Source organism: Alkalibacterium sp. m-11, from assembly GCF_054658155.1.
Genome location: NZ_BAAGIR010000008.1, coordinates 1 through 26812 on the forward strand (window position 1 = coordinate 1; position 26812 = coordinate 26812).

22 protein-coding genes are annotated in these 26812 nt (G+C 44.1%); 1 reads left to right on the forward strand and 21 read right to left on the reverse strand.

Annotation, left to right across the window (positions count from 1 at the left end; all coding sequences use genetic code 11):
* Positions 1-206 precede the first annotated feature (206 nt).
* From ACYQ2O_RS01760 to hisS, 5 genes are all read right to left on the reverse strand, one after another.
* Entirely contained in the window at positions 207-1001 is a 795-nt protein-coding gene (locus tag ACYQ2O_RS01760) for a tocopherol cyclase family protein (RefSeq protein ID WP_459768590.1), read from the reverse strand.
* Positions 985-1668 carry an NAD(P)H-hydrate epimerase gene (locus ACYQ2O_RS01765; RefSeq protein WP_459795874.1) on the reverse strand — a complete coding sequence of 228 codons (684 nt, stop codon included), beginning with the start codon at positions 1666-1668 and terminating at the stop codon, positions 985-987. The genes ACYQ2O_RS01760 and ACYQ2O_RS01765 overlap by 17 nt, the downstream gene beginning before the upstream one ends.
* An 80-nt stretch (positions 1669-1748) precedes the next feature.
* Positions 1749-2648: a deoxyribonuclease IV gene (locus tag ACYQ2O_RS01770; RefSeq protein WP_459795875.1), complete on the reverse strand. Its 900-nt coding sequence runs from the start codon at positions 2646-2648 to the stop codon at positions 1749-1751.
* A 1-nt stretch (position 2649) separates the two neighbouring features.
* Complete coding sequence (aspS, locus tag ACYQ2O_RS01775; protein WP_459795877.1) at positions 2650-4434, reverse strand: aspartate--tRNA ligase; 1785 nt, start codon at positions 4432-4434, stop codon at positions 2650-2652.
* A 1-nt stretch (position 4435) separates the two neighbouring features.
* A complete protein-coding gene (gene hisS, locus ACYQ2O_RS01780) occupies positions 4436-5743 on the reverse strand; it encodes a histidine--tRNA ligase (RefSeq protein WP_459768598.1) in 1308 nt (435 codons plus the stop codon).
* Positions 5744-6249: 506 nt separating this feature from the next.
* On the opposite strand from hisS, the gene ACYQ2O_RS01785 reads away from it, so the two are divergent.
* The gene (locus tag ACYQ2O_RS01785) at positions 6250-7593 is read left to right on the forward strand and encodes an N-acetylmuramoyl-L-alanine amidase (protein ID WP_459795879.1); all 1344 of its coding nucleotides are present in this window, start codon (positions 6250-6252) and stop codon (positions 7591-7593) included.
* Positions 7594-7688: 95 nt separating this feature from the next.
* On the opposite strand, the gene dtd is transcribed toward ACYQ2O_RS01785, so the two are convergent.
* The 16 genes from dtd to infB form a co-directional block, all read right to left on the reverse strand.
* Positions 7689-8135, reverse strand: a complete 447-nt coding sequence (dtd, locus tag ACYQ2O_RS01790) for a D-aminoacyl-tRNA deacylase (RefSeq protein ID WP_459768602.1) — start codon at positions 8133-8135, stop codon at positions 7689-7691.
* Positions 8136-8164: 29 nt separating this feature from the next.
* Positions 8165-10378, reverse strand: coding sequence for a RelA/SpoT family protein (locus ACYQ2O_RS01795; RefSeq protein ID WP_459768604.1), 2214 nt, complete (start codon positions 10376-10378; stop codon positions 8165-8167).
* Between the two features lie 144 nt (positions 10379-10522).
* The gene (gene deoC, locus ACYQ2O_RS01800; RefSeq protein ID WP_459795880.1) at positions 10523-11191 is read right to left on the reverse strand and encodes a deoxyribose-phosphate aldolase; all 669 of its coding nucleotides are present in this window, start codon (positions 11189-11191) and stop codon (positions 10523-10525) included.
* A 5-nt stretch (positions 11192-11196) separates the two neighbouring features.
* A complete protein-coding gene (prmA, locus tag ACYQ2O_RS01805; protein WP_459768606.1) occupies positions 11197-12150 on the reverse strand; it encodes a 50S ribosomal protein L11 methyltransferase in 954 nt (317 codons plus the stop codon).
* On the reverse strand, positions 12128-12679 hold the full coding sequence (locus ACYQ2O_RS01810; protein ID WP_459768608.1) for a DUF3013 family protein: 552 nt from the start codon (positions 12677-12679) through the stop codon (positions 12128-12130). Before ACYQ2O_RS01810 ends, prmA begins: the two co-directional genes overlap by 23 nt.
* Positions 12680-12692: 13 nt before the next feature.
* Positions 12693-13316 (reverse strand): DNA-3-methyladenine glycosylase, encoded by a 624-nt coding sequence (locus tag ACYQ2O_RS01815; RefSeq protein WP_459795881.1) that lies wholly within the window; start codon positions 13314-13316, stop codon positions 12693-12695.
* 31 nt (positions 13317-13347) lie between these two features.
* Positions 13348-14589, reverse strand: a complete 1242-nt coding sequence (locus ACYQ2O_RS01820) for an HlyC/CorC family transporter (protein WP_346024013.1) — start codon at positions 14587-14589, stop codon at positions 13348-13350.
* A 300-nt stretch (positions 14590-14889) separates the two neighbouring features.
* A complete protein-coding gene (gene lepA / locus ACYQ2O_RS01825; RefSeq protein WP_346024014.1) occupies positions 14890-16713 on the reverse strand; it encodes a translation elongation factor 4 in 1824 nt (607 codons plus the stop codon).
* Between the two features lie 243 nt (positions 16714-16956).
* Positions 16957-18120 carry a molecular chaperone DnaJ gene (dnaJ, locus tag ACYQ2O_RS01830; RefSeq protein WP_346024015.1) on the reverse strand — a complete coding sequence of 388 codons (1164 nt, stop codon included), beginning with the start codon at positions 18118-18120 and terminating at the stop codon, positions 16957-16959.
* A gap of 167 nt (positions 18121-18287) precedes the next feature.
* Positions 18288-20114 (reverse strand): molecular chaperone DnaK, encoded by a 1827-nt coding sequence (dnaK, locus tag ACYQ2O_RS01835; protein ID WP_459795883.1) that lies wholly within the window; start codon positions 20112-20114, stop codon positions 18288-18290.
* A 33-nt stretch (positions 20115-20147) separates the two neighbouring features.
* Entirely contained in the window at positions 20148-20720 is a 573-nt protein-coding gene (gene grpE / locus ACYQ2O_RS01840) for a nucleotide exchange factor GrpE (protein ID WP_346024017.1), read from the reverse strand.
* Positions 20721-20741: 21 nt separating this feature from the next.
* Positions 20742-21770 carry a heat-inducible transcriptional repressor HrcA gene (gene hrcA, locus ACYQ2O_RS01845; RefSeq protein ID WP_346024018.1) on the reverse strand — a complete coding sequence of 343 codons (1029 nt, stop codon included), beginning with the start codon at positions 21768-21770 and terminating at the stop codon, positions 20742-20744.
* 154 nt (positions 21771-21924) lie between these two features.
* Positions 21925-22881 (reverse strand): bifunctional riboflavin kinase/FAD synthetase, encoded by a 957-nt coding sequence (locus tag ACYQ2O_RS01850; protein ID WP_459795884.1) that lies wholly within the window; start codon positions 22879-22881, stop codon positions 21925-21927.
* Positions 22882-22893: 12 nt separating this feature from the next.
* Positions 22894-23808, reverse strand: a complete 915-nt coding sequence (gene truB / locus ACYQ2O_RS01855) for a tRNA pseudouridine(55) synthase TruB (RefSeq protein WP_459795885.1) — start codon at positions 23806-23808, stop codon at positions 22894-22896.
* A gap of 117 nt (positions 23809-23925) precedes the next feature.
* Positions 23926-24282 (reverse strand): 30S ribosome-binding factor RbfA, encoded by a 357-nt coding sequence (gene rbfA, locus ACYQ2O_RS01860; RefSeq protein WP_346024021.1) that lies wholly within the window; start codon positions 24280-24282, stop codon positions 23926-23928.
* A gap of 48 nt (positions 24283-24330) precedes the next feature.
* Positions 24331-26796 carry a translation initiation factor IF-2 gene (gene infB / locus ACYQ2O_RS01865; RefSeq protein WP_459795887.1) on the reverse strand — a complete coding sequence of 822 codons (2466 nt, stop codon included), beginning with the start codon at positions 26794-26796 and terminating at the stop codon, positions 24331-24333.
* Between the last annotated feature and the right edge of the window lie 16 nt (positions 26797-26812).

Consider the following 26812-nt stretch of genomic DNA (forward strand, 5'->3'; position numbering starts at 1 on the left):
CTTTTAGAATCAGTGAGTAAATGTGGTGCATAAGGGAAACCCACTCAGTGGGCCTTTCAGGCCGAGGCCGGTAAGAGAGGCTTTCAGCCGCAGAGCAAACCACCAGTTCACACTGGTGGTTTTGATTGAATGAACCTCATTGTAATATCAGATTTGACCGACTCTTTAATCGGATAATCCATGCCGGCATTCATTGGAGCAATCAGCTATGCTCCGTTCTTCAGACTTACCGTTACTTCGAGCTTTTTGAATGGGTCCTTCATGATAATCGTATAAGACTCCTTATTTGAACTGACCGTCATATTAGTTACCGTTCCATAATAAGTAGCGAACCGATGCTCTTTTTCTCCATCATGAAAACTGCCGATGGCCCCTTCTTTTTTCAACTGGCCTTTTTCCAGTTCAGCAGCAGAAATAAACAGAGTAGCTTCACTATTGTGCTCAAATCCATTGGCATGTGCCCAGGCATACCTGCTCGGGAACGTGCTCCCCCTATCCTTTTCGATGTAACCTAGAGCATCAGACAATTCGATTACTTCCCCATTAATAACGATTTTGCCCTTTACGGTATGTCTCAAACTTACAATGTCATGGTTACACGGCATATTTAAGTATTCTAACGGCCCCATAATACTTGGTGTATACAGGCTCTGTCTGATGGGGAGAAACAGTCCAAAATCAAAATCGATGAGCAGGTCAGTATCCCCGTCTTTCAGACTTGCCTTGACCCCTTTTTCGTTAAAGATAAACTTGGGCATCATGACAGTCTGAGGATTGCCGACGACATCGAACTCATCTCTGCTGAAAGTAATTTTCCCACTATAATAAGTATCCTTGTAGACGATATTATATTGAACAAAGGATTCCTGATCGGAAAAATGTGCGACCCCGGGAATCAGCGCTACCGATAAATCTTTTCCCTTATCATTCGTCTTGATGTACCACCCTTCAAAATAGTTCTCTCTTTTATTTTCACCTCTAAAATTAAACCTGTTTGCCATTGTTATCCTCCAGTTCTATTATATGGAACATGTCGTAGATAGGTGGATAGCCTATGTCCAAAAGCTGTATCTCTCCTGTATACGTCTCTGATTCTTTACTGGAAAATCCGTTTTTCCAGAAACCTATACTGTACGTTTTATCCGCTTTTATGGCGGCTCCTAACACAGAACCGGTATCTGCAGACAAGCCGGATGGAATGTCGATGGCTGCTTTTCGATATCCTAAACCATTTACTCGTCTGATCACTTCCAGATAAGGGTCTTCCACCTCCCGGTCAAGGCCTATCCCGAATAAAGCATCAACAATCAGCGTATCAGGGTCATCCGGCCAGCTGTTCTCCAGGCTGTATACACATGGCACATTCAAATTCCGAGCGATTTTAAGCTGTGCAGCTGTTTCTTCAGAAGCACGCTCTGGGTCTCCTACAACACATATCGTAACCGCTTTTCCCGCCTGATGGAGCAGACGACCTACAGCTATTCCATCCCCTCCGTTATTCCCTGTGCCGCAGAGAATGAGGGCGCTTTTGAACTCAAAGTCTTTCATCATGGCTTCTACTGTAGCTATAGCCGCTCGTTCCATGAGCACGAGTGAAGGCATGCCAACCGACTCGATCGTATACTGATCGATTGCTTTGATCTGCTTTGCACTTAATCCTTTTTTCATGTCCAGACTCCTTCCGCATAGTATTGCAATCAGTATAACAAAAAAAGGAGTCTGCTTTTACACAAACTCCTCTCGGGTAATCAGCTGTTAATAATATCTTCATATAAATCGGGATTAAACTGCTTTTCCTTCAGCATGATGATTTCATGCTTGTATGGCGGTTTCTTGTTCTTCTTATCTTCGCCGACAAATGGCGTCTCAAGAATCTTCGGCAGATGTGCCAGTTTCGGATGATGAACAACTTGACTCAATGCATCAAAGCCAATTTCACCAAAGCCGATATTCGCATGTCTGTCTTTCGCAGCACCTTGAACGTTTTTGGAGTCATTGACATGAATGACTTTCAGCTTGTCCAGGCCGATGATTCGGTCGAACTCATCCAGAACCCCTTCAAAATCATCTCTGACCTTATATCCGCCATCATGAATGTGGCAGGTATCCATTGTGACGGATACCTTGTCCTTTAATTCAACTTTTTCGATGATCTGAGCCAGTTCCTCAAATGAGCGACCGATCTCGGTCCCTTTACCGGCCATCGTTTCCAGAGCGATCTGCAAGGTCTGATCCTTGTGGAGGATTTCGTTCAGTCCTTGAGCGATCTGGTCGATAGCCGCTTCCGGACCCGCTCCGACGTGTGCGCCGGGGTGCATCGTCATCTGAGTCGCTCCCAGAGCTTCAGCACGTCTGATCTCATCTTTCATGAATTCTACCGCAAATGCATAGTTTTCCTTTTTTATCGTATTCCCTAAATTAATAATATACGGCGCATGAACGACTATATCAGATACATTGATTGCATTTTCCTTCATGAATGCCTGACCGGCCTCAATATTCATATCTTCAATCGCTTTGCGTCGTGTATTCTGAGGCGCACCTGTATATATCATAAAGGTGGATCCGCCGTATTGAGCTGCGTCTTTCGCCGCTCCAAGCAGCATGTCTTTCCCTTTCATCGATACGTGTGACCCTAGTAAAACCATTTTATTCCTCCGTTTTTTCCTCTGTTGTCTGAAGTGACAGTTTCAGTTCATCCAGCTGATCCTTTGAAACCACTGATGGCGCACTAGTTAATGGATCGATCGCTTTACCGTTCTTAGGAAAGGCAATCACTTCTCTGATGTTCTCTTCTCCAGCTAGGATCATGACCAGTCTATCCAGACCGAACGCGATACCTCCGTGTGGCGGGAAGCCATACTCCAGCGCATCAAGTAAGAATCCGAACTGATTCTGAGCTTCTTCTTTAGTAAATCCGAGTGCATTGAGCATATCTTCTTGCACCGCTCGATCATGGATCCTGATCGATCCTCCACCGATTTCATATCCGTTCAGTATGATATCATAGGCATCAGCCATTGCTTTTTCAGGAGATGTTTTCAGCAGCTCGACATCAGATTCTACAGGCATAGTGAATGGGTGGTGGGCTGCATTATATCGCCCTTCCTCCTCGTCATACTCGAGCAGTGGCCATTCGACAATCCAGGCAAAAGCCAGTTTTGACTGATCGATCAGATCAAGTTCCTTTCCAAGATGACTTCTTAAAGCACCTAGTGCATCGTAGACAATTTTATCTTTATCTGCAACAAATAGCAGCAGGTCTCCTGGAGCAGCATCCATTTTACTCATCAAGGCTGTCTGCATCTCTTTTTCAGAGAAGAATTTTGATATCGGACCTGTCAGTCCTTCATCGGTCACTTTCATCCAAGCTAAGCCTTTCGCTCCATAAATCTTCGCTACTGATTCCAGTGCATCGACATTTTTACGGGAGAACGAATCTGCTGCACCTTTGACAGTCAGACCTTTAACCATGCCGCCTGATTCAACTGCAGAAGAAAAGACTTTGAATGAAGACTGTTCGGCAATATCTTTCAAGTCTACAAGTTCCATATCGAAGCGCAGATCTGGTTTGTCGCTTCCGAAACGTTCCATCGCTTCTTTATAAGTCAGTCTTGGGAATGGTTTCTCAATTGTGATTCCTTTTACATCTTTAACCAGACGAACCAGAAGGTCTTCCATCAGTGCCTGGATGTCTTCTTTTTCAATAAAACTGGTCTCAATATCCACCTGGGTAAATTCAGGTTGTCTGTCTCCACGCAGATCTTCATCTCTGAAACAGCGGACGATCTGATAATACTTGTCATAGCCTGAACTCATTAAGAGCTGTTTAAAGAGCTGAGGTGACTGTGGCAAAGCGAAGAATTTTCCCTGGTTCGTACGAGCGGGAACCAGATAATCGCGAGCGCCTTCCGGTGTAGATTTAGTCAGGTAAGGAGTCTCGATATCCAGGAATCCCTGGTCGTCCAGGAAGTCTCTGAATGACTTCTTCACGTCGTGACGAAGTTTCATGTTCCTCTGCATACGTGGACGTTTCAGATCCAGGTAACGATATCTCAGGCGGATATCATCAGATACGTCCACAGCATCACTGATATCAAAGACAGGCGTCTTGGATTCACTCAGTATTGAAATGCTGTCTGCTACTATTTCAATGTCTCCAGTAGCAAGGTCCTTGTTCTTCTGTCGTTCGGCACGGGAAACGACTTTTCCTGTTACTTCAAGAATATACTCAGAACGGATGGTTTCAGCTGTCTTCAGTGCTTCCTCGCTAATTTCTCCGTTAAATACGACTTGTACGATCCCTTCACGGTCTCTCAGGTCTACAAAGATCATGCCCCCGAGGTCTCGTCTTTTCTGGACCCATCCTTTAACTGTGACAGTCTGGTCTTCATGCGACTGTCTGACTTCCCCACAATATACTGTACGTTTCATGTTATTCTTCTCCTTTTTCTGTTGATCTGATCAATGATGAATAGGTCTCATCGAAGCGTAATGCCAGTTCCGACAGACTCACTTCTGTCTGGATTCCTGTACTCAGTCGCTTAACCTGAACGATCCCATTATCGATTTCCTGGTCTCCTAAGGTAAAGACATAATCGGCATTCAGCTTATCTGCCGTCTTGAACTGCTTGCCGGCCTTTCTATTCATGAATTCCCGTTCAACGGAAAGACCATTCTGTCTCAGGACTTGTGTCAGTTTATTTGAAGCGCGGTCAGCACGATCTCCCATAGTGACAATATACGCATCGAGTGGATTTAATTCTGGATAATCAAAATCCATGTGTTCGAGAAGAAGAACGAGGCGCTCCAGTCCGCATCCGAACCCGAAGGCTGGAGTAGACGGTCCACCGACTTCTTCTACAAGTCCATCATATCGTCCTCCGGCACACACTGTCGCATTGGCTCCGAACTTCGGATTTGTAGTGATCACTTCAAAGATCGTATCATTATAGTAGTCCAACCCGCGTACCATGTTCGTGTCAATGATGTAAGGAATATCCAGATCTTCAAGCATCCCCTTGACTGCTTCAAAGTGAGCTTTAGACGCTTCGTCCAGATAATCCAGAATTGACGGCGCATCTTTGACGATTTCTTTGTCTTTCTTATCCTTGCTGTCCAGTACTCTCAGTGGATTTTTATATAGTCTGACTTGTGAATCTTTACTTAATTCGTTTAGGTGAGGCTCCAGATAGGCAATCAGTTCCTCTCGGTAAGTCTGTCGAGTCTCTGTACTCCCAAGTGAATTGATGACCAGTTTCAGATCAGTAATACCGAACTGCTTGAAAAGATCCATTCCCAGAACCATCGTTTCCACATCGACTGATGGATTTCGGCTGCCGAACACTTCTACACCTATCTGGTGGAATTGACGCTGTCTGCCGCTTTGAGGTCGTTCATAACGGAACATAGGTCCCATGTAAAACAGCTTGGTCGGTTTGTGGAATTCAGGTCCATACAGCTTATTCTCAACATAAGCTCTGACTACACCAGCAGTTCCTTCGGGTCTGAGTGCAATGTATCGGTCGCCTTTATCTTTGAAATCGTACATTTCTTTAGTGACGATATCGCTTGTTTCTCCTACACCACGGGCAAATAATTCAAGCTGTTCAAACATTGGCGTTCTGATTTCATTGAACTGGTATGCTCGCATCAAGTCTCTTGCTTTATCTTCAATAAACTGCCATTTTCTGGTTTCTTCAGGCAACAGATCAACTGTTCCTTTCAGCTTCTGATAATTCATTTTATCTAGTCCTCCACTCTTAATGCCTATTTTTTTCCATAAAAAAAACCTCTTCCCGTTCAGATAATGAACAGAAAAAGGACGTGTCAGGTTATCACGTGGTGCCACCTTAATTCAGACAGTACGCAAAGACGTACTCTCACTCAACAGATTTATCGCTCTCACGTGACGAGCCTCCTCGTCATCCCTCTAAGGTGTCATCCAACTGTCGATCTAAATCTCTTTCAGCCAGGGAGATTCTCTCTTTGAGACGGGTCAGTATTCAGTCCTCAGTTCGGGGATCATGCTATTTGAATTGTTCTTTTAGCTTACAAGAAAGCTTAAAGAATGTCAATACAGCTTGATGTTGTAACCCTTTCCAAACCGTTATGTCATTCTTCTTAGATAAAATGTATAATGACCGAAACGAATTTTGTCGATTGCTACGCTTATTTTCTAAAAAATATTGCTAATATTTTCATAAATTGAGTATAATATAAGAAAACAGATGAAAGGAGAGGTGAATAATGGATCAAACAGACATACATAATCGATTAAGCAAACGGACTTTTATCTTTCTGATCATCGGCCTGCTTACCCTTCTCATGGGCTCTCTTGTAGCATTAGCGAATGAAAACAGAGTAACCGTACTTGCCAGTACGTTGAATGTCAGATACGGTCCCGGTCTGTCCCATGAAATTCTGACTCAGGTTCATGAAGACGAGCATCTTCATGTTCTAGGTGAAGATAATCAGTGGTACAAAGTCAGACTGTCGAACAATGATATCGGCTGGGTAGCCAGTTGGCTTATAGAAAATGAGGAGGTAACTGTAGATAATCGAGCGACTGGGCGCATCACCGGAAATAAAGTGAATGTTCGTCAGTTCTCCTCTACAGAGTCCCCTATCCTAGGTACCGTCCATTCTGGAGAAGAATATGAAATCTTGTATAGCGAGAACAACTGGATTCAGATCCTCTTCAATAACCGGGTAGCCTGGATACACTCCGATTACGTTGAACGCCTTGAAGGAACGCCTACCGCACTGGCATCTTCAGATAGTGAAGGAAAACAGATTCGTATTGGCATGGGTCCTACTAATCTGAGACAAGGTCCGGGTACTGACACGCCTATAGTCACGACAGTTAGTGACGTATCCGAATACTCTGTCATAGAAGAAACAGACGACTGGTATGGAATCAGACTGACAGATGGAACACTGGTGTATGTCGCAAGCTGGCTGGCAGAAATAGTTGAGAGTAATGACTCTTATACAGTTCAGTCTGCTGAAACTGCCGATACTGCTGCGCCCCAAGTCCAGCAGGCCAGTAGTCTAGCCGAGGCTACGATAGTGATCGATCCCGGTCATGGCGGACACGAGCCTGGAGCTGTTGCTAAGACAGGTTTTACTGAAAGCGAAGTCACACTCAGCACATCACTTAGACTTGCAGAGATTCTTGAAAGATCTGGAGCAAATGTCATCCTAACCAGAAGCGATGACTCGTTTGTTACTTTGAATGACCGCGTCTACTATGCCCACCGTGCTCGAGCCGATGCCTTTATCAGCATTCACTATGATGCGCTCGAAGTCCCAAACACGATGAGCGGCACCACGACTTATTATTATTCTGAGTCGGAAAGAGATCTGGCAGATACCATCAATACAAAACTGACTCAACAAGGGCCACTTAAAAACAATGGCGTCCGACACGGTAATTATTTCGTTCTGAGAAACAACGCTCAGCCATCCATCTTACTTGAGCTTGGCTATCTGGATAACGATCACGACATCACGATCGTCAACACTGCAAACTACCAACAGACAGTGGCCGAAGCAATCTATCATGGCCTGTCAGCATACTTTGCGCCATAAATTGTCAGCAACAGGACAGATATATAGGCAGAGCTTTTCTTAAGACAGTAGAAAAACCCCTGATCCATATAATTGGGTCAGGGTTCTTTGCTGTCTTATTTATTTTTTGAATCGATGAGGATCGTCACAGGTCCATCATTCACTAGACTGACTTTCATGTGAGCACCAAATTTACCAGTTGCTACATTTATCCCTTCAGCAGAGAGCTGCTTATTGAAAGACTCATACAAAGCAGCAGCCTTTTCTGGACCTGCCGCACCTGTAAAACTAGGTCGATTCCCTTTTTTTGTATCCGCATGCAAGGTGAACTGAGATATTGATAAAATCTCACCTTCTACATCTTTAAGAGATCGGTTCATTTTTTCATCGTCATCTTCAAAGATTCGCATATTGGCAACTTTCCTGACTAGATAAGCGACATCTTCTTCTGTATCATTGTCTTCTACACCAAGAAGAACGACAAATCCCTTTCCAATCTCTCCAACGGTTTCTGCTTCCACTGTGACCTGTGCTTTCGATGCTCTCTGTATGACGGCTCTCACAATAATCCTCCTGTTGTCTTTATGCTTTTTTAGGATGTAATTCGTTTGACTGAATAGACATCCGGTACTGTTTTTATTTTATCTACGATCTGTTCCAGTTCTTTCAGGTTCTGTATCGACAGTGTCAGTTTGATGATGGCTGTCCCACTCTTGTCCAGCTTACCGTTGACATTGCTAAGCTTGCTTGTTTGAGAGTTGATAACTTGTAGAATTTCATTAAGAAAACCGGAACGGTCGTATCCTTCAATCTGCAGTTCAGCGTTGTATTCTTTTTTCGAATCACTGGATTCCCATTCGACATCGATCAGACGATTGACCTGATCATCTGTCCCCTGAATGTTTGGACAGTCGACTCTATGAATCGATACACCTCTGCCTCGAGTGATATATCCGACGATTTCATCCCCAGGAACAGGGTTGCAGCACTTGCTTAAACGGATCAGCAGGTTGTCTGCACCCTGAATCACGACCCCGCCTTCGTGACGGATTTTCATTTTTTCGGGTTCTTTCTTGTTCTTTAGCTCGATTGTTCCAGTGGTATCATCCAGTTGAATCTGATCTTTTTCTCTATCTCTGCGTTCCTTATCGGTCAGGCGGTTGGCGATCGTTGTGCTTTTCAGCTCACCATAACCGATCGCAGCAAACAGATCTTCTTCATTATGATAATTGAAGCGTTCAGCAACTTTAAGAATGTTATCTTTCTTTAGAACCTGCTTAGGATTGAACCCCATATCGATGAGCAGTTTTTCGAGTATTTCTTTCCCTCGTTCAACATTCTGCTCTTTTTCCTGTGTCTTGAAGAAACGCTTGATCTTATTCTTAGCTTTGGACGTATTGACATAGTTCAGCCAGTCTCTACTTGGACCGAATGAATTTGACGACGTCAGCATTTCAACGATATCTCCGGTTTTCAGCTTGTAGTTCAGCGGAACGATCTTCCCGTTCACTTTAGCCCCCATCGATTTATTTCCCACTTCGGTATGGACATGATAGGCAAAATCAAGAGTACTTGATCCTGAAGGGAGTTCCATGACGTCCCCTTTAGGACTGAACACATAGACTTTATCCTTAAAGATATCCTGCTTTATCGAATCCATAAAGTCGCTGGCATTTCTTGATTCGCTTTGAAGTTCAAGGATGTCTCTGAACCATGAGATATGTTCACTCAACTGATCATTATCCAGTTTAGTTGAAATACCTTCCTTATAAGCCCAGTGAGCAGCTACCCCATACTCAGCAATTTCATGCATTTTAATGGTTCGAATCTGTACTTCCAGCGGCGTTGCATTCGGCCCCAGAACTGTCGTATGAAGGGACTGATACATGTTGGCTTTTGGCATGGCGATATAATCCTTGAAACGTCCGGGCATCGGTTTCCATCTGGTATGGATCGCTCCCAGAACCGCATAGCAGTCTTTGATGGATTCAACAATGATACGAATCGCCAGCAGATCATATATTTCATTGAACTGCTTTTTCTGGCTTTTCATTTTCTTGTAAATTGAATAGATATGCTTCGGTCGTCCTGTGATCTGAGCTTCTATACCCAGTTCTTCTACGGATTCCTGAATAGCCTGCTTCGCATCATCAATATAATTTTCCCGGTCTTCTCTTCTTGAATTCATCAGATGAACGATTCGGTAATACTGCTGAGGATTCATGTAGCGCAAAGAAGTATCTTCCAGTTCCCACTTCATTCGGTTGATCCCTAAACGATCCGCTAGCGGAGCATAGATTTCCAGCGTTTCTATAGCTATCTCTCTCTGCTTTTCTGGTCGGTGATGTTTAAGTGTCCTCATATTGTGAAGTCTGTCGGCCAGTTTCACCAATACGACACGTACGTCCTGAGCCATTGCCAGAAGCATCTTACGATGATTCTCTGCCTGGTGCTCCTGCTTCGACTTGAATTTGATTTTACCCAGTTTTGTTACTCCATCTACCAGGTCGGCAACTTCCGGTGAAAAAATCTCTGAAAGATCCTGGTAAGTGTAGTCCGTATCTTCAACAACATCGTGGAGAAATCCTGTGGCAACCGTGACAGGGTCCATTCTAAGTTCGGCAAGAATGCCTGCAACCTGAACCGGGTGCATGATATAGGCTTCTCCGGATTTTCTCATCTGGCCTTCGTGTGCTTTATCTGCAAGGTCAAAAGCCTTCTTCACAAACGCTACATGCTCGCTGTTCATATATGTCAGACAGAGGGCAATGACCTCCTGAGGCGTATAATCTTTATTCTGTGGCACATCGTTCACCTTCATTCCATATTAGGTTCTTAAATGATTCAATTTAAATGATAAGAAAACCAGCACCTCAGTGAGTGCTGGTTGCTTCTTCTATTAGTATATCGTTTTTGAGAAAAGACTTCAAGAACACGTCGCTGATCTTAATTAATAAGACTCTGTTGATTCGTTTCCTTCAACCAGTGCGATTCCGTTTGACGTACCGATACGTGTCGCTCCGGCTTCAATCATCGCTTTGGCATCCTCTATCGTACGGACTCCGCCAGATGCTTTGACACCCATTTCTTTTCCTACAGTCTTGCGCATCAGTCTGATGTCTTCGACTGTTGCTCCTCCTGTAGAGAAACCAGTTGACGTTTTGACAAAATCAGCACCAGCACGTTTTGAAATTTCGCAAGCTCTTACTTTTTCATTGTCAGTAAGTAAACTTGTTTCAATAATCACTTTTACGATTGCCTTGCCTTTAACTGCATCGACGACCGCTTTAATGTCATCATGTACCATTGCAAAATCTTCACTCTTCAGCGCACCAATATTGATGACCATATCCACTTCGGACGCGCCATCTTTAACAGCCTGTTCAGCTTCATAGGCCTTGACTTTAGTTGAATTTGCTCCAAGAGGAAAACCGATGACCGTACAGGTGTTTACATCAGAATCCTTAAGTAAGTCAGAAGCGTATTTTACCCAGACTGGCTGAATGCATACTGCTTTGAATTTGTATTCTTTCGCATCCAGGCACGCCTGCTGAATAGCTAAGTCTGTTGATTCAGGTTTAAGCAAAGTGTGGTCAATAAATGTTTCAATGTTTTCCATTGTAATTACACGTCCTTATTTTCTTTTTTTGCAATGATAACGACCCAGTCTTTCATCTGATTGATCTGGACGATTTCAAAGTTATATTTAATGAGTTCTTCAACAACCTGGTCTTTCTTTTCGGAGATAATTCCTGATGTGATGAACAGTCCATCATCATTAAGTTTGTCGTAGGCATCTTCTACAAACAGCAGGATAATGTCTGCTAGAATATTTGCTACAATGATATCGGCTTTTTCATTGACACCTTGAAGCAGGTTATTAGCTCTGACATCAATACTCTCTTCAAGATTATTCAGCTTGATGTTCGAGCGGGCGGATGTAACAGCCACTTCATCCAGATCATACGCCTTGATTTTACCTGCGCCATACAAAGCGCTGGCGATCGACAGGACACCAGACCCTGTACCAACGTCCAGAACTGTATCCCCTTTTTTGATGACAGTTTCCAGAGCTTGAATACAAAGCTGAGTTGTCGGATGTGTCCCTGTTCCGAAAGCCAGGCCCGGATCAAGGTAGCAGATCCGCTCATCGATGAACTGAGGGGTATATTCTTCCCACTGCGGTACGATAGTCATGAAACGTGTAACCGGAACGGGATGGTAATACTTCTTCCAGGCATTGGCCCATTCTTCCTCCACGACATCTGCCACTTCGATTGTATAATCTCCCGTAGTAATTCCGTATTCTTCAAGTCTGGAGATTCGAGCGTTCAATTCTTTCTCGACAGCTTCCAGATCGTCATGGTTGTTGAAGTAGCCTTTAATAATGACCCCATCTTTTGGAAACTTCGACTCGTCAAGCTCCCACAGCGTATCAAATCCATACTCTGGAAGTGTGAGAAAATCATTACGATCGGCAACCGACACACCTGCCGACCCCAGTTCACTCATTATAGCTGAAACTGGTTCAGATGCTTCACTGCTTATCGCTACACTAAACTCTTTCCACTCCGTCATGCTCATCATCCTCTGTTAATTTTTCAAAAAATGACTGGTCATCTTCCAATATCATTTTAAGTTTGGTGTCATCGTACCGGCCTGTGTCTTTCATGGTCTGAATCAGGCTGTGCGTATTCTTCTCGTTCCAGTTCAGTTTGAATTCACCGGCAAAATCATCCTCTAGAAATTCTCTCAAATCGACCATGCCCTGCTTTGTAGTCAAATTGATCTGTCTAAGAACGGCATCGACATAGCCCTTTTCGAGACCTACATGGCTGTCGAACGAAATTGCCGTCAGATAATTCTGCGGTTTGACGTGAGAATACGCAGGATCATAGAAACACAGGACATCTTCGAATTGAACGATCCCTGGCTCGTTGTTCTGACCCACGGCATCCTGAACCTGTATGTCTTTTTCAGTCTCTACGTGAAAGGTCACATATAACTCGATCATCTTTTTCTTGCTGTCTTTAACTAGTCTCCACTTAAAATTAGGTAATAGTTTTTTCAGCTCATCATCAATATAGTCAATCAAACTGTCAGTCATTCCTGCTCCTCCTCTAGTCTAATACAGGGCACCATCCGTTGTTATCCGCAGGCTTTCCTTTTCTACGTGAAACATATGGGTTCCCTCTTACACTATATCTTAACAAAGCATCCGTCCATTGTCCTTTATTAGGTATTCCGATACGACTGGACAGTTCAATTCGTTCGGGTAGACGTCTAGTCGACGGATCGATGTATACCGGAGGTGCATCAGCTACTGACCCATTATCAGCCATACTGACAGCCATTGCTTTAGTCAGTTTACCAGGTCCATCGGTAGCCTGAACCCCCGTCTTGTTTCTGCGATCTTCCAAAACGGATACACCTTCAAAAGGTTCAATAGCCCGGATCAGTACAGCTTCAGGTTCCTTAGAAGACCGCGTCACAACATTCAGCATCTTGTGCGTATGCATCTGATACACATAAAGCGTGCCGGCTTCCTTGTACATGGATTCTAGTCTAGGCGTCCGTTTGCCTTCAAAGCTGTGACAGGCCTCGTCAATGACTCCCACATAAGCTTCTGTCTCAACAATCCAGCCGGATGTCTTAGTCTCACCGTGCTGACTAATCAACAAGCAGCCTAAAAGCTTCTGTGCAACTTCTTCAGTTGTTAACATAGGATTATTCAAAAATGTCATAGAAACACTTTACTCTCTCCTGTCCATCTGTCTAGTCTTCTTCAATTGGCATATAGTCAATCCGGATTTCAAGCACACGTCTGTTTCTAACCATAGTGACCGTGATTTTCATGTTGTGATAGACGAATTCGTCTCCCTCTTCAGGAAACTGTCCGAGTTCTTCAATGACAAAGCCACTCACCGTATTTGATACGTACTGATCTGCTTCTTGAATGCCAAAGATTTCGAAGATCTTATCGAGATTCGCAGTCCCTTTAACCTTGTAGCGTGTCCCCTCAATAACCTCTTCAACTTCTTCTTCAATAATGTCGTATTCATCCCAGATTTCTCCAACGAGTTCTTCCAAGACATCTTCCATAGTCGCAATACCAATTGTTCCACCATGTTCGTCAGTAACAACTGCCATATGCGTCTTTTTCAGCTGCATGGTTCTGAGCAGTTTAGACAGGTTCATGACGGGCGGCACAAAGATCACGTCTTTCACTACGGTCAGAAGTGACAAGTCTCGTCCAGCCTCCTTCTTGGCTTTCAAATACCGGTTGAAATCTTTTTCATGAAGGACACCAATGATGTTATCGATCGTATCATCGTAAACAATCAGTCTGGAGTAATTGTGTGTCATGAACAATTCTTCGATTTCTTCATCTGAAGTGTCGAGGTCACAGCCAACCACATCGACCCTAGGCATCAGAATCGACGACACTTCAAGGTCATCGAACTCGATTGCAGATCTGACCAGCTGATGTTCATGATCTTCTATACTTCCGCCGCTCTCGGCTTCATCTACAATTGAAAGCAGTTCGTCCTCACTGATGACTTCTTCACCTTCGAAATTAAAGACCTTGTCCAGCAGGACTTTCCACTTCTGAAGAAGCCACAGAACAGGCTTGAACACGAGCATAAGAAAATGAATCATCGGAGTAGAACTTTTCGCCAGCTGCTCTGCTTTTTCCTTACCTATTGTTTTCGGCGTGATTTCCCCGAACAAAAGAATGATGACAGTCATAACGATCGTTGCTAAAGTTGGCCCGTATACCGGAAACCAGTTCACGAATAACAAGGTCGCAATAGCTGACATCGCAATATTCACAATATTATTTCCTATCAATATTATCGATAAAACAGAATCGAAACTTTCCAAAAGTTTCAACGTTTTTTTGGAGCGCTCATCCCCATTTTCCGCTTCATTCTTCAGCCTGATACGATTAGCTGACGTAAAGGCTGTCTCTGAATAAGAAAAATACGCTGAACACAAAAGAAGTAAAACCAGCAAAATGATACTCCTGAAGCTGTCATTATCCATATAAACTCTATCCCTACTTTCTAGTAATTTCCTGTCCATTGTACCATATTTCAACATCTTTTAAGAGTCTTTCTGATTAAGAAGTATATTAATGGTTGAGTAATAAATTATTTTCTCCAGTTAAAACATTACTCCTAACCTTAACTTCAGACTGCTCTATATGAGATTTAATTTTTTTACAGATGAATAAATAAGCCATCCACTTTTTGTTGTCAAAAGGTGGATGGCTTATTTGATTCAGTTAAGTGACTAATATTCTTTTCAATACACTTATTCGTCGTCCAAGTTAAGAACAGACATAAACGCCTCTTGCGGAATTTCCACATTTCCGACGTTCTTCATTCTCTTCTTACCGGCTTTCTGTTTCTTCAGAAGTTTTTGACGACGGGTGACGTCTCCTCCGTACAACTTGGCCGTAACGTCTTTACGGTAGGCTTTAACGGTTGAGCGGGACACGATGTTCTGACCAATGGCAGCCTGAATTGGAATTTCAAACTGCTGTCTTGGAATCGTCTGCTTCAGCTGTTCCACAACTGAGCGTCCTCTGGCGTAAGAGAAGTCCTTGTGCACAATGAAGCTCAAGGCATCGACTTTTTCTCCGTGAATCAGGATATCCATCTTGACCAGGTTACTGACGCGGTATCCGGCTTCCTGATAGTCCAGTGACGCATAGCCTTTAGTGCTTGATTTCAGACGGTCGAAGAAGTCATAGACTATTTCAGACAGCGGCATGTAGTACATGACGTTGACTCGAATGTCGTCTAGATATTCCATCGTGATGAAGTCGCCACGCTTACGCTGAGCGATTTCCATGACGGCACCAACATAATCATTTGGTACGGTAATCGTCGCTTTGACGTAAGGCTCTTCTACTGATTCGATTTCCTGTGGTTCTGGCATATCCGCAGGGTTTGAAACAGTGATCTGTTCGCCATCGGTCTTGTTGATGTGATAAATAACAGATGGTGCTGTTGTAATCAGATCAAGGTTGAATTCACGCTCCAGACGTTCCTGGATGACATCCATGTGAAGCATGCCAAGGAATCCACAACGGAATCCGAATCCTAGAGCCTGAGACGTTTCTGCTTCGAATTTCAGTGCCGCATCGTTAAGCTGAAGACGTTCAAGCGCTTCACGCAAGTCTTCATATCTTGAAGAATCCGTCGGGTACATGCCGCAGAATACCATCGGCACCATTTCACGGTAACCAGGCAGTGGCTTGTCTGTCGGATTGTTGGCTAAGGTCAGCGTATCCCCTACTTGGGTATCCTTGACGGTCTTGATGTTAGCTGTGACATATCCGACGTCTCCAACCATCAGCGCGTCTCTTTCGACTGGCTTAGGTGAATGCACACCAACTTCAGTGACTTCAAATTTCTTGCCGTTACTCATCAGTTGAATCGTATCACCTTTTTTGAGTGTACCATCCATCACTCGGATGTTCAGGACTACCCCTCTATAGGCATCATAGGCAGAATCAAAGATCAGAGCCTTCAGCGGATTGTCGATGTCCCCTTCTGGTGCAGGTACTTTCTCCACGATCTGTTCAAGGATCTCTTCGATCCCTATTCCACTTTTAGCACTGGCTGGGACAGCTTCACTTGCGTCCAGTCCAATGATGTCTTCAATTTCTTTTCTTACACGCTCAGGATCTGCAGCAGGTAAGTCGATCTTATTGATGATCGGAAGGATTTCCAGTTCATTATCCAGTGCAAGATAGACGTTAGCCAGCGTCTGTGCTTCAACGCCTTGTGCCGCATCTACCACTAGAATGGCTCCCTCACAGGCAGCCAGGCTACGTGAGACTTCGTATGTGAAGTCGACGTGTCCAGGTGTATCGATCAGATGAAGGATATAAGTTTCCCCATCTTTAGCCTGATACTGTACTTCAACTGTATTAAGCTTGATCGTGATTCCACGTTCTCTTTCCAGATCCATGGAATCAAGGAGCTGATCCTGCATTTCACGGTCAGCCACTGTATGAGTCAACTGAAGAATTCTGTCAGCCAGCGTAGATTTCCCGTGGTCGATATGGGCAATGATCGAAAAGTTTCTGATTTTCTTCTGTCGTTCTCTTGCTTGTTTTTTATCCATTGCTATATTTTCCTCATTCCTCTAAAAACATTCCTTACTATTATACCAACGATGGCAAGAGAGTACAATGTCTGCCTGACCTCCTGAATGATCTTGGTCTCTGTTGTGACACATTATAACCTGAATGCTTTCACATTTATTGACTCACATCTTCAGCTGATCGATTATATCATTTATACGATAAAAATCACGCTCTCGTTAATACAGACATACTGGCCTGCTTTAATGAGAGCGCGTATCACTTTATTTATTCTTATCCTTAAAGGCGTCCTTTACTTTCGAAAAAAACGAGCCATCCCCTTGCTCGACCACGTCCTCATACTCGCTGGCCTGTGCAAAGTTTCTCAGGTGTTTAGCCTGTTCTTCAGTGACTTTTTCAGGAACAACGACACGGACTTTGATGTGCTGGTCTCCATTGCCTGTTCCTCTCAGTCTTGGTGCACCTTTGCCTCTCAGTCTGAACGTTGTACCTGGCTGAGTTCCAGCCGGGATCTTGAACTTCACTTTACCGTGTACGGTCGGCACTTCAAGCTCATCACCCAAAGCAGCCTGAACGACATTGATCGGCAGTTCGAAGTAGATTTCTGATCCTCTCCGGTCAAACAGTTCAGATGGTTCGACTCGGAATACGACATACAGGTCGCCATAAGGGCCACCGTTGACTCCGGCATCGCCCTGGTTCTGTACGCGCATCTGATTGCCGTCTTCAACACCGGCAGGTACAGTCACTTTAACAGAATGCTGTTTTTTAGTGTGACCCGAACCGTGACAGGTCGTACATTTTTCTTTGATTTCCTGTCCGGATCCATTACATGTCGGGCAGGTCTGCTGAGTCATGACACGTCCGAATGGTGTATTACGCTCAACGTTTACCGCACCCGCACCTTGACACTGCGAACAGGTCTGCGGGCTGGTACCTGGTTTTGCTCCGGATCCGGCACACGTATCACACGTTTCTTCACGATTGTATCGAATCGTTGTTTCTTTTCCAAAAATAGCTTCTTCAAACTTAAGATCCATGACATACTGCAGATCCTCACCTTGACGGGGTGCATTCGGATTACGGCGTCTTGAACCTCCCCCACCAAAGAACTGATCGAAGATATCTTCGAATCCGCCGCCGAAGCCACCCTGGCCACCGCCGAACCCGCCACCAAAGCCGCCGCCTGCACCGAAGTTCGGATCTGTTGAGGCATGTCCATACTGATCGTATGCTGCACGCTTCTGGTCATCACTCAACACTTCATAGGCTTCTGAGATTTGCTTGAACTTCTCGTCGGCATCTGGAGCGTCACTGATATCCGGGTGGTATTTTTTAGAAAGCTTTCGGTAAGCTTTTTTAATTTCATCTTTAGAAGCATTTTTAGAAACTCCTAGTAGGTCATAAAAATCTTCTTTTTCAGGCATACTATCCCTCCATTGCTACTGTTACGCGTCTCTGTAGAGCTGAGTCCTACGACTGTTAGGCTTCTTGCACAGCAGCTACAGGGGCTCTGTATCTCTTTTCAAAAAGAAAGAAAGCACTTGTTTGTGGTGCTTTAAAAGTGCTTTCTTCTCTTCAAATCTCACTTCAATTATTCTTCGTCATCTACTTCTTCAAAGTCTGCATCGACAACGTTGTCGTCTGTCTGAACATCGCCTTCTGCTCCTTCAGCTTCCGCCTGCTGAGCTGCAGCCTGTTCGTATAGTTTGACTGACATTTCCTGAACGATTTCATTCAGTGCGTCACGCTTCGTCTTGATTTCATCAATATCATCGTTTTCAAGTGCAGTTTTCAGCTCGTCACGAGCTTCCTCAGCTTTCTTGATGTCCGCTTCATCAACTTTACCTTCAAGTTCTTTCAATGTCTTGTCGATCTGGAAGACAAGCTGGTCAGCTTCATTACGCAGTTCTACTTCTTCCTTGCGTTTTTTGTCTGCTTCTGCATTTTCTTCTGCTTCTTTCACCATACGCTCAATTTCTTCTTCAGAAAGACCAGATGAAGACTTGATCGTAATCTTCTGTTCTTTACCTGTACCGAGATCCTTAGCAGAAACATTTACAATACCGTTTTTATCGATATCGAATGTCACTTCAATTTGAGGCACACCACGTGGTGCTGGTGGAATATCCGTCAACTGGAAGCGACCAAGTGTCTTGTTGTCTTTAGCCATTGGACGCTCACCTTGAAGAACGTGCACATCAACCGCAGGCTGATTGTCTGCAGCAGTAGAGAATACTTGAGATTTACTTGTTGGGATCGTAGTATTTCTCTCAATCAGTTTAGTAAATACTCCGCCCATTGTTTCGATTCCTAATGATAGAGGGGTTACGTCAAGTAGAACGATGTCTTTTACTTCTCCTGAAATAACTCCACCTTGGACAGCTGCCCCCATAGCAACAACTTCATCAGGGTTTACAGAACGGTTAGGCTCTTTTCCTGTTTCAGCTTTAACAGCTTCAATAACAGCTGGAATACGTGTTGATCCTCCAACAAGGATGACTTCGTCTATGTCAGATTTGGATAGTCCTGCATCTTTAAGTGCCTGACGGACAGGATTCTTCGTACGTGTAACCAGGTCATCAGTGATTTCGTCGAACTTGGCACGTGTCAGAGTCATTTCAAGGTGCAATGGACCTGATTCTCCTGCACTGATGAACGGCAAGCTGATTTGTGTAGAAGATACACCAGACAAGTCTTTTTTAGCTTTTTCAGCTGCATCTTTCAGACGCTGAAGAGCCATTTTATCTTTACTTAAGTCAACGCCGTTTTCTTTCTTGAATTCAGCAACTAGGTAGTCGATGATTTTTTCATCAAAGTCATCTCCACCTAGGTGGTTATCTCCGGCGGTTGCCAAAACTTCGAATACGCCGTCTCCCAGTTCAAGAATAGATACGTCGAATGTTCCGCCACCTAAGTCAAATACCAGAATTTTTTCATCTTTGTCTACTTTATCCAGACCGTAAGCTAGTGAAGCAGCGGTCGGTTCGTTTACGATACGGTCAACCTCTAAACCTGCTATTTTACCAGCATCTTTTGTAGCCTGACGCTGTGAGTCATTGAAATATGCAGGTACAGTGATGACTGCGTTTGTGACTTCTTCACCAAGGTAATCTTCTGCATAATCTTTCAAGTGCTGAAGAATGAATGCTGACACCTGCTGAGGAGTATACGTCTTGCCTTCAGCTTCAACTTTAAAATCTTCACCCATGTGACGTTTGATAGAGATGACAGTGTTCGGGTTTGTGATAGCCTGACGCTTAGCCACTTCCCCTACTTGTATTTCTCCATTTTTAAATGCTACAACAGATGGTGTTGTACGGTTTCCTTCTTTATTAGGAATAATTTTAGCTTCGCCGCCTTCAAGAACTGCGACTGCTGAGTTCGTTGTTCCTAAGTCGATTCCGATTACTTTACCCATTTTCAAATCACCCTTTGCTTTCTATAGAATTTTTTATAATGTAACTGATACTTTGGCTGCTCGTAACACACGATCGTGCAGTTTATAGCCTTTTTCAAAAACTTGAGCCACTTCATTGCTGTCCTGATCCTCATTCGCAGGTACTTGCGTATACGCTTCGTGATAGTTGGGATCAAACGGTTCTCCAACAGGATCGATTACTTCAATCCCTTCTTTTTCTAAGGCCTGCTGCAGGCTATTGTAGACCATCTCAATACCTTTTTTCAGGTTTTCTCCTGCTTCAGTATCGACTTCGATACTTAAAGCACGTTCGATATTGTCCAGTGCAGGAAGTAGTTCTTTCGCCAGAGACTGTGAGCTGTAGCGAAGAAGTTCTTCGCGGTCCCGCTGATTACGTCTACGGATGTTTGCCAGTTCTGCCTGAAGACGATAATATCTGTCTGTCAGGTCGTCCAGTTCTTTCTGCTTTTCTTCCAGTTCAGAAGACCCGCTGCTCTCTTCTTCTGTGGACTTCTCATCGTTTTCAAGCTGAATGTCTTCGTCAGCTGTTTCTTCCTGTTTTGACAATACGTCTTCATTCAACTCTTTTTCATCTTTTTCATCCACGTGACATTCCTCTTTTCCTTATTATTCCAGGTAGTAATTTAGTAGTGTGTATGTCAGCTGTTTTCTGAATACATCCAGCACGCCGAATGTTTCATCGTAGGACATGCTGGTCGGACCTAACACGGCAAGGATCCCTCGGCCATGGCCGCTGACCTGATATGCTGCGGTCACCAGACTGAAGTTTGTAAACAGTTCGTTGTCGAATTCGTCACCTATCTTCACGACGAAATCTTCATGAATTGGATCGATCAGCACATTGAGGTTTCCTTTATTGTCCAGTAAAGAATATAAGGACTTCAGCTGCTGTTTGTCCATGTCTTCAGTGAAATCCAGCAGATTCATCTTGCCGGAAATATGATAACGGTCTTCAGCAGAAGCATTGAACGCCGATTCAAGCGACAGATACATATCCATCGCATTGGACGCATACTTTCTGATTAAGAACGGAATGTCCTGTTCCAGTTTTCTAGCGACCTCCATTAAAGGCAGGCCGACCAGATGCTGATTGAATATATTGGCCACTTTGACCATATCAGACTCATCGATCGGTTTCGGCAGTCTGAAGACTTTATTCTCTATCAGTCCGCCATCTGTTTGAACAATTGCCATAATCAGATTATCATTCAAGGCAACCAGTCTGAATCCGGTCAGGCGACTGGACTCGGCTTTCGGCCCAAGAACGATCGCAGTATAACTGGTCAAGTCGGACAGCAGCTTGGCTGACTGATTCATGATATCATCCATCTGCTTGACATGATTACCAAGGACTTCATTAATGATCTGCAGCTTGTCCTCAGCTACTTCCTGAGGTTTCACGAGATGATCGATGTAATACCGGTACCCCTTCATCGACGGAACACGTCCTGAAGACGAATGAGTTTTCTGGATGAATCCAAGTTTTTCAAGAAAGCTCAGTTCATTTCTGATTGTTGCGGAACTGGCATCGATAGCCGTTTCAGTCATGATTGTTTTCGACCCGATTGGATGCCCTGTAGACGTATAGAGTCTGATGAGAGCATCAAGTATATTTATTTGCCTCTTTGTCAACATGTGCATCACTCCTTGGCACGAAGACAGACTTCAAACGTAATGGTTTACTAGCTGAACACTCACACCGCTTCAATTCATTCATTAAATTAGCACTCGAACAAACCGAGTGCTAATACATCTATAATTTATCAAATAGACTCTTGTCTGTCAACAATTAAATCTGATTTATTTTGACCTTTGCCAAACTCTCTCTCGCTTCTATCTCATCCTGATCCAGTCTTTCGATTAAAGCATCGACAGAGTCGAACTTGATCTCGTCTCTCAGATATGAGACCCATTTGACTGAAACATCTTCGCCATATATCTCTTCGCTGTAATCAAAGAGATGGACTTCGATCGAATAGTTCGGCCGATGACCGAATGTCGGGTTGTAGCCTATTGAGGCCATACCATCATGCCATTTTCCATTGACTCGCATCCTGACAGCATAGACGCCACGTTTAGGTACCATGACGTACGGGTGTGGATAGATATTGGCCGTAGGATAGTCCAGTTCTCTTCCCCTTGCATCCCCGTGAATCACGAAGCCGCTGGTTTCATAGATGTATCCCAGTAGTTTGTTCGCCCGTTCGATCTGACCTTCACCGATATAACGTCTGATACGGGTGGAGCTGATCTTATCTCGTTCGTCCTGCATTTTCTCCACCTTAATAATATCAAAGCGCCCATCTGCATACTCATGCAAGGTATCCATATTGGCTAAGTGGGTTTTTCCGTAGGTATAATCAAACCCGGCAACGACGATTTTAGCATGCCATTTCACTATATAGTCATCTACAAACTCCTGCGGTGAGAGACGGCCGAAGCTGGATGTGAAATCGACCTCATAAAGGATATCTACTCCTAAATTTTCCATGATCTTTTCTTTTCGATCCAACGGAGTCAGATAATTATGCTTGTCCGGATCGAAACTGCGGTAAACGAAGGCCGGATGTCTGTTGAATGTCATGACCGCCGATTTCATCTTTTTTTGAGCCGCAATCTGTACGCCTTTTTTTATGACTGCCTGATGTCCGCGGTGTACCCCGTCAAAGAAACCCAGGATGAGAACGATATCGCCGGAATATATATCTTTTTTATCATATGGATGATGAATCTTTATAATTTCCATGAGTTCCACCTACTATTCATTTCGTAAGACTTTTATCGGTTTGATAAACTGACTTTTACTTGGATGCGAGCCATAAATAGCGACCGCTCTGTTCTCTTTCATAAAAACAAGCCGGTCGGATTCATCCGGTGCATAGTCTGCTTTATCCAGCAGTGCACCATTTTTGACCTTATCATATTCTACTTCAGTCAGGTCGTGTTTCTTAATTTCCGTCAGCGCACTCTCCAGTGGAAACAGCGCCTCGTCAATTTTATTGTCTTCCATAAGCTGTCTTACCTCAGTTAAAGTAAAGGCCTGCTCGCTTGAATAACCACCGCTGGAGATCCGTGTAAGCTGAGACATATGCGAGGGATAACCCAGGGCTTGGCCTAAGTCTACGGCCAATGTACGCACATACGTCCCTTTTCCGCAACGGACTTCGAAGGTGAAACTTAAAGTCTGTTCCTTTTCATCAAACAATGGATCTGACGTTCTCTGAAAATCGTGAACCTCAATAGTTCGTGTTGGGCGTTCGACTTCGATCCCTTTCCTGGCATACTCGTAAAGTCTTTTGCCGTTGACTTTGACTGCGGAATACATTGGAGGCGTCTGCTCAATCTTCCCGGTCAGCGCAGCAAGCGCCGCATCAATTGATTCGAGAGAAAGTGCTTCTGAAACAGGTCTACGGTCGACGATGTCTCCAGAGCGGTCTTCAGTTGTAGTTGAATAGCCCAATGTAATTTCTCCTGTATAAATCTTGTCAGAGTCCATCATGTACTCGATAATCTTAGTGGCTTTTCCAATTGCTACTGGAAGCACGCCATCTACATCTGGATCCAAAGTTCCGGAATGACCCACCTTTTTTGTCTTTAAAATCTTTCTCAGTTTAAATACCACGTCATGACTGGTCATTCCTGCTTCTTTCCATATAGGCAATATCCCTTCCATAATATCCTCCTTCTGACCCGCTTATATATGTACTGGCAAAAGAAAAGAGAATCGATGTTTAAAAACAAAGATTCTCTTCTTTACTGCTCAGTTGATCGCTTATTTGGTTAGAGAAACTTATTCCTCATGTTCTTTTTTTATTTGGTTGAGAAGTGAGTCGATCTTGTTTCCATAAGCAATCGATTCATCTCTTAAAAATTTCAGTTCAGGTGTCTTATACAGAGTCAGACGGCTGCCCAGTTCCTTACGAACCAGTCCAGTTGCTTTATCAAGACCTTGCTGAGTGCTTTTTATTTCACTCTCGTCTTCAGACAATGTGCTGTAAAAAATCGTAGCCTGTTGAAGATCGCCTGTGACGTCTACACCTGTTACAGTCACTCCATCAACTCTGGGATCTCTTACTCGTTTACGGAGAATGTCTGTTACTTCCTTCTGAATTTCCTGAGATACTCTACCTACTCTATAGTTCGGCAATGTATTCACCTGTCCTTTTTAAATAGTTTCGGATCTGATGGGATATGTTTATTTCCTTTCGATTTCAACCATTTCGTACGCTTCGATTACGTCATCAACCTTGATATCGTTATAGCCTTCGATCGTCAATCCACACTCATATCCGTTTCTTACTTCTTTTGCATCATCTTTGAATCGTTTCAAGCTTGAAAGTTCCCCTTCATACTGTACAATACCATTTCTGATCAGTCTAATGGAACTGTTACGCTTGATCACACCGTCAGTAACAAAACATCCGGCAATCGTTCCTACTTTAGACACATGGTAAGTTTCACGTACTTGAGCCTGACCGGTAACTTTCTCTTCGAATTCAGGATCCAGCATCCCTGTCATTGCAGCTTCGATTTCATCGATCGCATCATAGATGACACGGTGAGTACGGATATCCACTTCTTCGCGGTCTGCACTTTCTTTCGCCTGAATCGTCGGACGAACGTTGAACCCGATAACGATGGCAGAACTTGCAGATGCCAGAGTAATATCACTTTCGTTGATGGCTCCAACTCCAGTGTGAATGATGTTGACTTTAACGCCTTCAACTTCGATTTTTTCAAGACTGGCTGCCAAAGCTTCAACCGAACCTTGTACATCAGCTTTAACGATAACGTTAACTGATTTAAGTTCGCCCTCTTCCAGACTGTCGAATAGATTCTCAAGTGTAACTTTATTTGTAGTCGAACGCTGCGCTTCTGTTGCCGCAGACGCTCTGGATTCACCTACTTGACGTGCTGTCTTCTCATCTTCAAAGACAACGAAGCGGTCTCCGGCTTGTGGTGTTTCGTTCAATCCAGTGATTTCTACTGGTGTAGAAGGTCCAGCACTTTTTACTCGGCGCCCTTTATCGTTTGTCATAGTACGGACACGTCCGAACGTATTCCCGACAACGATTGGCTCACCTTGTCTAAGTGTTCCTTCCTGAACAAGCAGGGTAGCAATAGGTCCTTTAGCTTTGTCCAGTCTTGCTTCGATAACAGTACCGATAGCCAGACGTTCAGGATCAGCTTTCAGCTCCTCTACTTCTGCAACAAGCAGGATCATTTCGAGCAGTTCTTCCAGATTCTGGTTGAATAGTGCTGAAATCTGAACAAAAATCGTATCTCCGCCCCAGTCTTCTGGAACAAGTTCGTATTCAGTGAGTTCCTGCATCACGCGGTCCGGATTGGCACCCGGTTTATCAACTTTATTGACAGCTACGATGATCGGCACACCAGCTGCTTTAGCATGGTTGATCGCCTCAACCGTCTGTGGCATAACCCCGTCATCAGCCGCAACAACGATGATTGCGATATCTGTGATGTCTGCTCCTCGCGCACGCATAGTAGTAAAGGCAGCGTGTCCTGGTGTATCCAGGAAAGTGATCAGCTTGCCGTTTTCTTCAACCTGATAGGCACCGATATGCTGAGTGATCCCGCCAGCTTCCCCTTCTGTTACATTAGTTTCACGAAGAGTATCAAGTAAAGTCGTTTTTCCGTGATCGACGTGTCCCATGATAGTAACAGTCGGCGGACGGGTAACAAGATTTTCTTCTACTGGTTCCTGTTCAAAGAAGGTATCAAAGTCAGTCAGATCGATCTGCACTTTTTCTTCCGTCTCGATACCGTATTCAGCAGCAAGAAGTTCGATGGTTTCTTTATCCAGAGACTGGTTCTGAGTAGCCATGACTCCCATCATGAACAGCTTCTTGACGATTTCAGCTGGTTCACGGTGAATCTTCTTAGCCAGCTCTACGATCGTCATGCCGTCAGTATATTCAAGAACTTTTGGAAGCTCTTTGAATTTACGTGGGGTCGGAGGTGTCTGTGACTTCTGATTTTTTTTCCCTTTACGCTTGCGTCCTGCAGGTCCGCCATGAATCCCGCGGTGCTGACGCGAGTTGCGTTTTTTCTTATTGTCGAACTGCTGTTTCTGCTTCTCGTCCGTTGTACGTTTAGGAGCATCTGCACCTGCACGGTTAGCGTCCGGTTTTTTGTTTGTGTTTCTAGTTTGTGATGATGGTTTGGTATTAGACTTATTTATGTTGGATTGTCCTTTTCTATTGTTGGATTTAGTTTCTGACTTGTTGCTTGACTGAGTGTCAGAAGACTTACTGTTTGGTCGGTTGTTCGGTCTGTTTGAGTTGCTTGACTGATTCGATTTGTTCGATTGAGCCGGTCGGTTGTTCTGCTGTGACCTATTTGAACCTGCAGATTTTCTCTGCTGACTGCGGTTTGCATTCTGATTCGCCTGGCCAGTCTTGCTGTTGTCTGATCTGCTTGCATTCTGAGCAGATGCTTTTAACCCAGACTGGGAAGATTCCGCTTTTTTCTGAGGTTTAGCCGGTTCTTTGATTGCTTTAGCCAGCTTGTCCACATCTCCGTCGTTCATTGTCGACATGTGACTGCTGTACTTGATCCCCATACCTTTAGCTGTTTCCAGTACTTTCTTGCTTGGTACGTCATTTTCCTTCGCGAATTCATAGACTCTTTTTTTGCCCATTTAATCACCTTCCCAT

Bases quoted from the DNA above. Each gene is read 5' to 3' on its own strand.
- ACYQ2O_RS01760 (WP_459768590.1), bottom strand. From the start codon at position 1,001: ATGGCAAACAGGTTTAATTTTAGAGGTGAAAATAAAAGAGAGAACTAT.
- infB (WP_459795887.1), bottom strand. From the start codon at position 26,796: ATGGGCAAAAAAAGAGTCTATGAATTCGCGAAGGAAAATGACGTACCA.
- aspS (WP_459795877.1), bottom strand. From the start codon at position 4,434: ATGAAACGTACAGTATATTGTGGGGAAGTCAGACAGTCGCATGAAGAC.
- dnaJ (WP_346024015.1), bottom strand. From the start codon at position 18,120: ATGCCTGAAAAAGAAGATTTTTATGACCTACTAGGAGTTTCTAAAAAT.
- ACYQ2O_RS01770 (WP_459795875.1), bottom strand. From the start codon at position 2,648: ATGGTTTTACTAGGGTCACACGTATCGATGAAAGGGAAAGACATGCTG.
- deoC (WP_459795880.1), bottom strand. From the start codon at position 11,191: ATGGAAAACATTGAAACATTTATTGACCACACTTTGCTTAAACCTGAA.
- prmA (WP_459768606.1), bottom strand. From the start codon at position 12,150: ATGACGGAGTGGAAAGAGTTTAGTGTAGCGATAAGCAGTGAAGCATCT.
- ACYQ2O_RS01850 (WP_459795884.1), bottom strand. From the start codon at position 22,881: ATGGAAATTATAAAGATTCATCATCCATATGATAAAAAAGATATATAT.
- ACYQ2O_RS01765 (WP_459795874.1), bottom strand. From the start codon at position 1,668: ATGAAAAAAGGATTAAGTGCAAAGCAGATCAAAGCAATCGATCAGTAT.
- hisS (WP_459768598.1), bottom strand. From the start codon at position 5,743: ATGAATTATCAGAAGCTGAAAGGAACAGTTGATCTGTTGCCTGAAGAA.
- ACYQ2O_RS01785 (WP_459795879.1), top strand. From the start codon at position 6,250: ATGGATCAAACAGACATACATAATCGATTAAGCAAACGGACTTTTATC.
- truB (WP_459795885.1), bottom strand. From the start codon at position 23,808: ATGGAAGGGATATTGCCTATATGGAAAGAAGCAGGAATGACCAGTCAT.
- hrcA (WP_346024018.1), bottom strand. From the start codon at position 21,770: ATGTTGACAAAGAGGCAAATAAATATACTTGATGCTCTCATCAGACTC.
- dnaK (WP_459795883.1), bottom strand. From the start codon at position 20,114: ATGGGTAAAGTAATCGGAATCGACTTAGGAACAACGAACTCAGCAGTC.
- ACYQ2O_RS01815 (WP_459795881.1), bottom strand. From the start codon at position 13,316: ATGACATTTTTGAATAATCCTATGTTAACAACTGAAGAAGTTGCACAG.
- lepA (WP_346024014.1), bottom strand. From the start codon at position 16,713: ATGGATAAAAAACAAGCAAGAGAACGACAGAAGAAAATCAGAAACTTT.
- ACYQ2O_RS01810 (WP_459768608.1), bottom strand. From the start codon at position 12,679: ATGACTGACAGTTTGATTGACTATATTGATGATGAGCTGAAAAAACTA.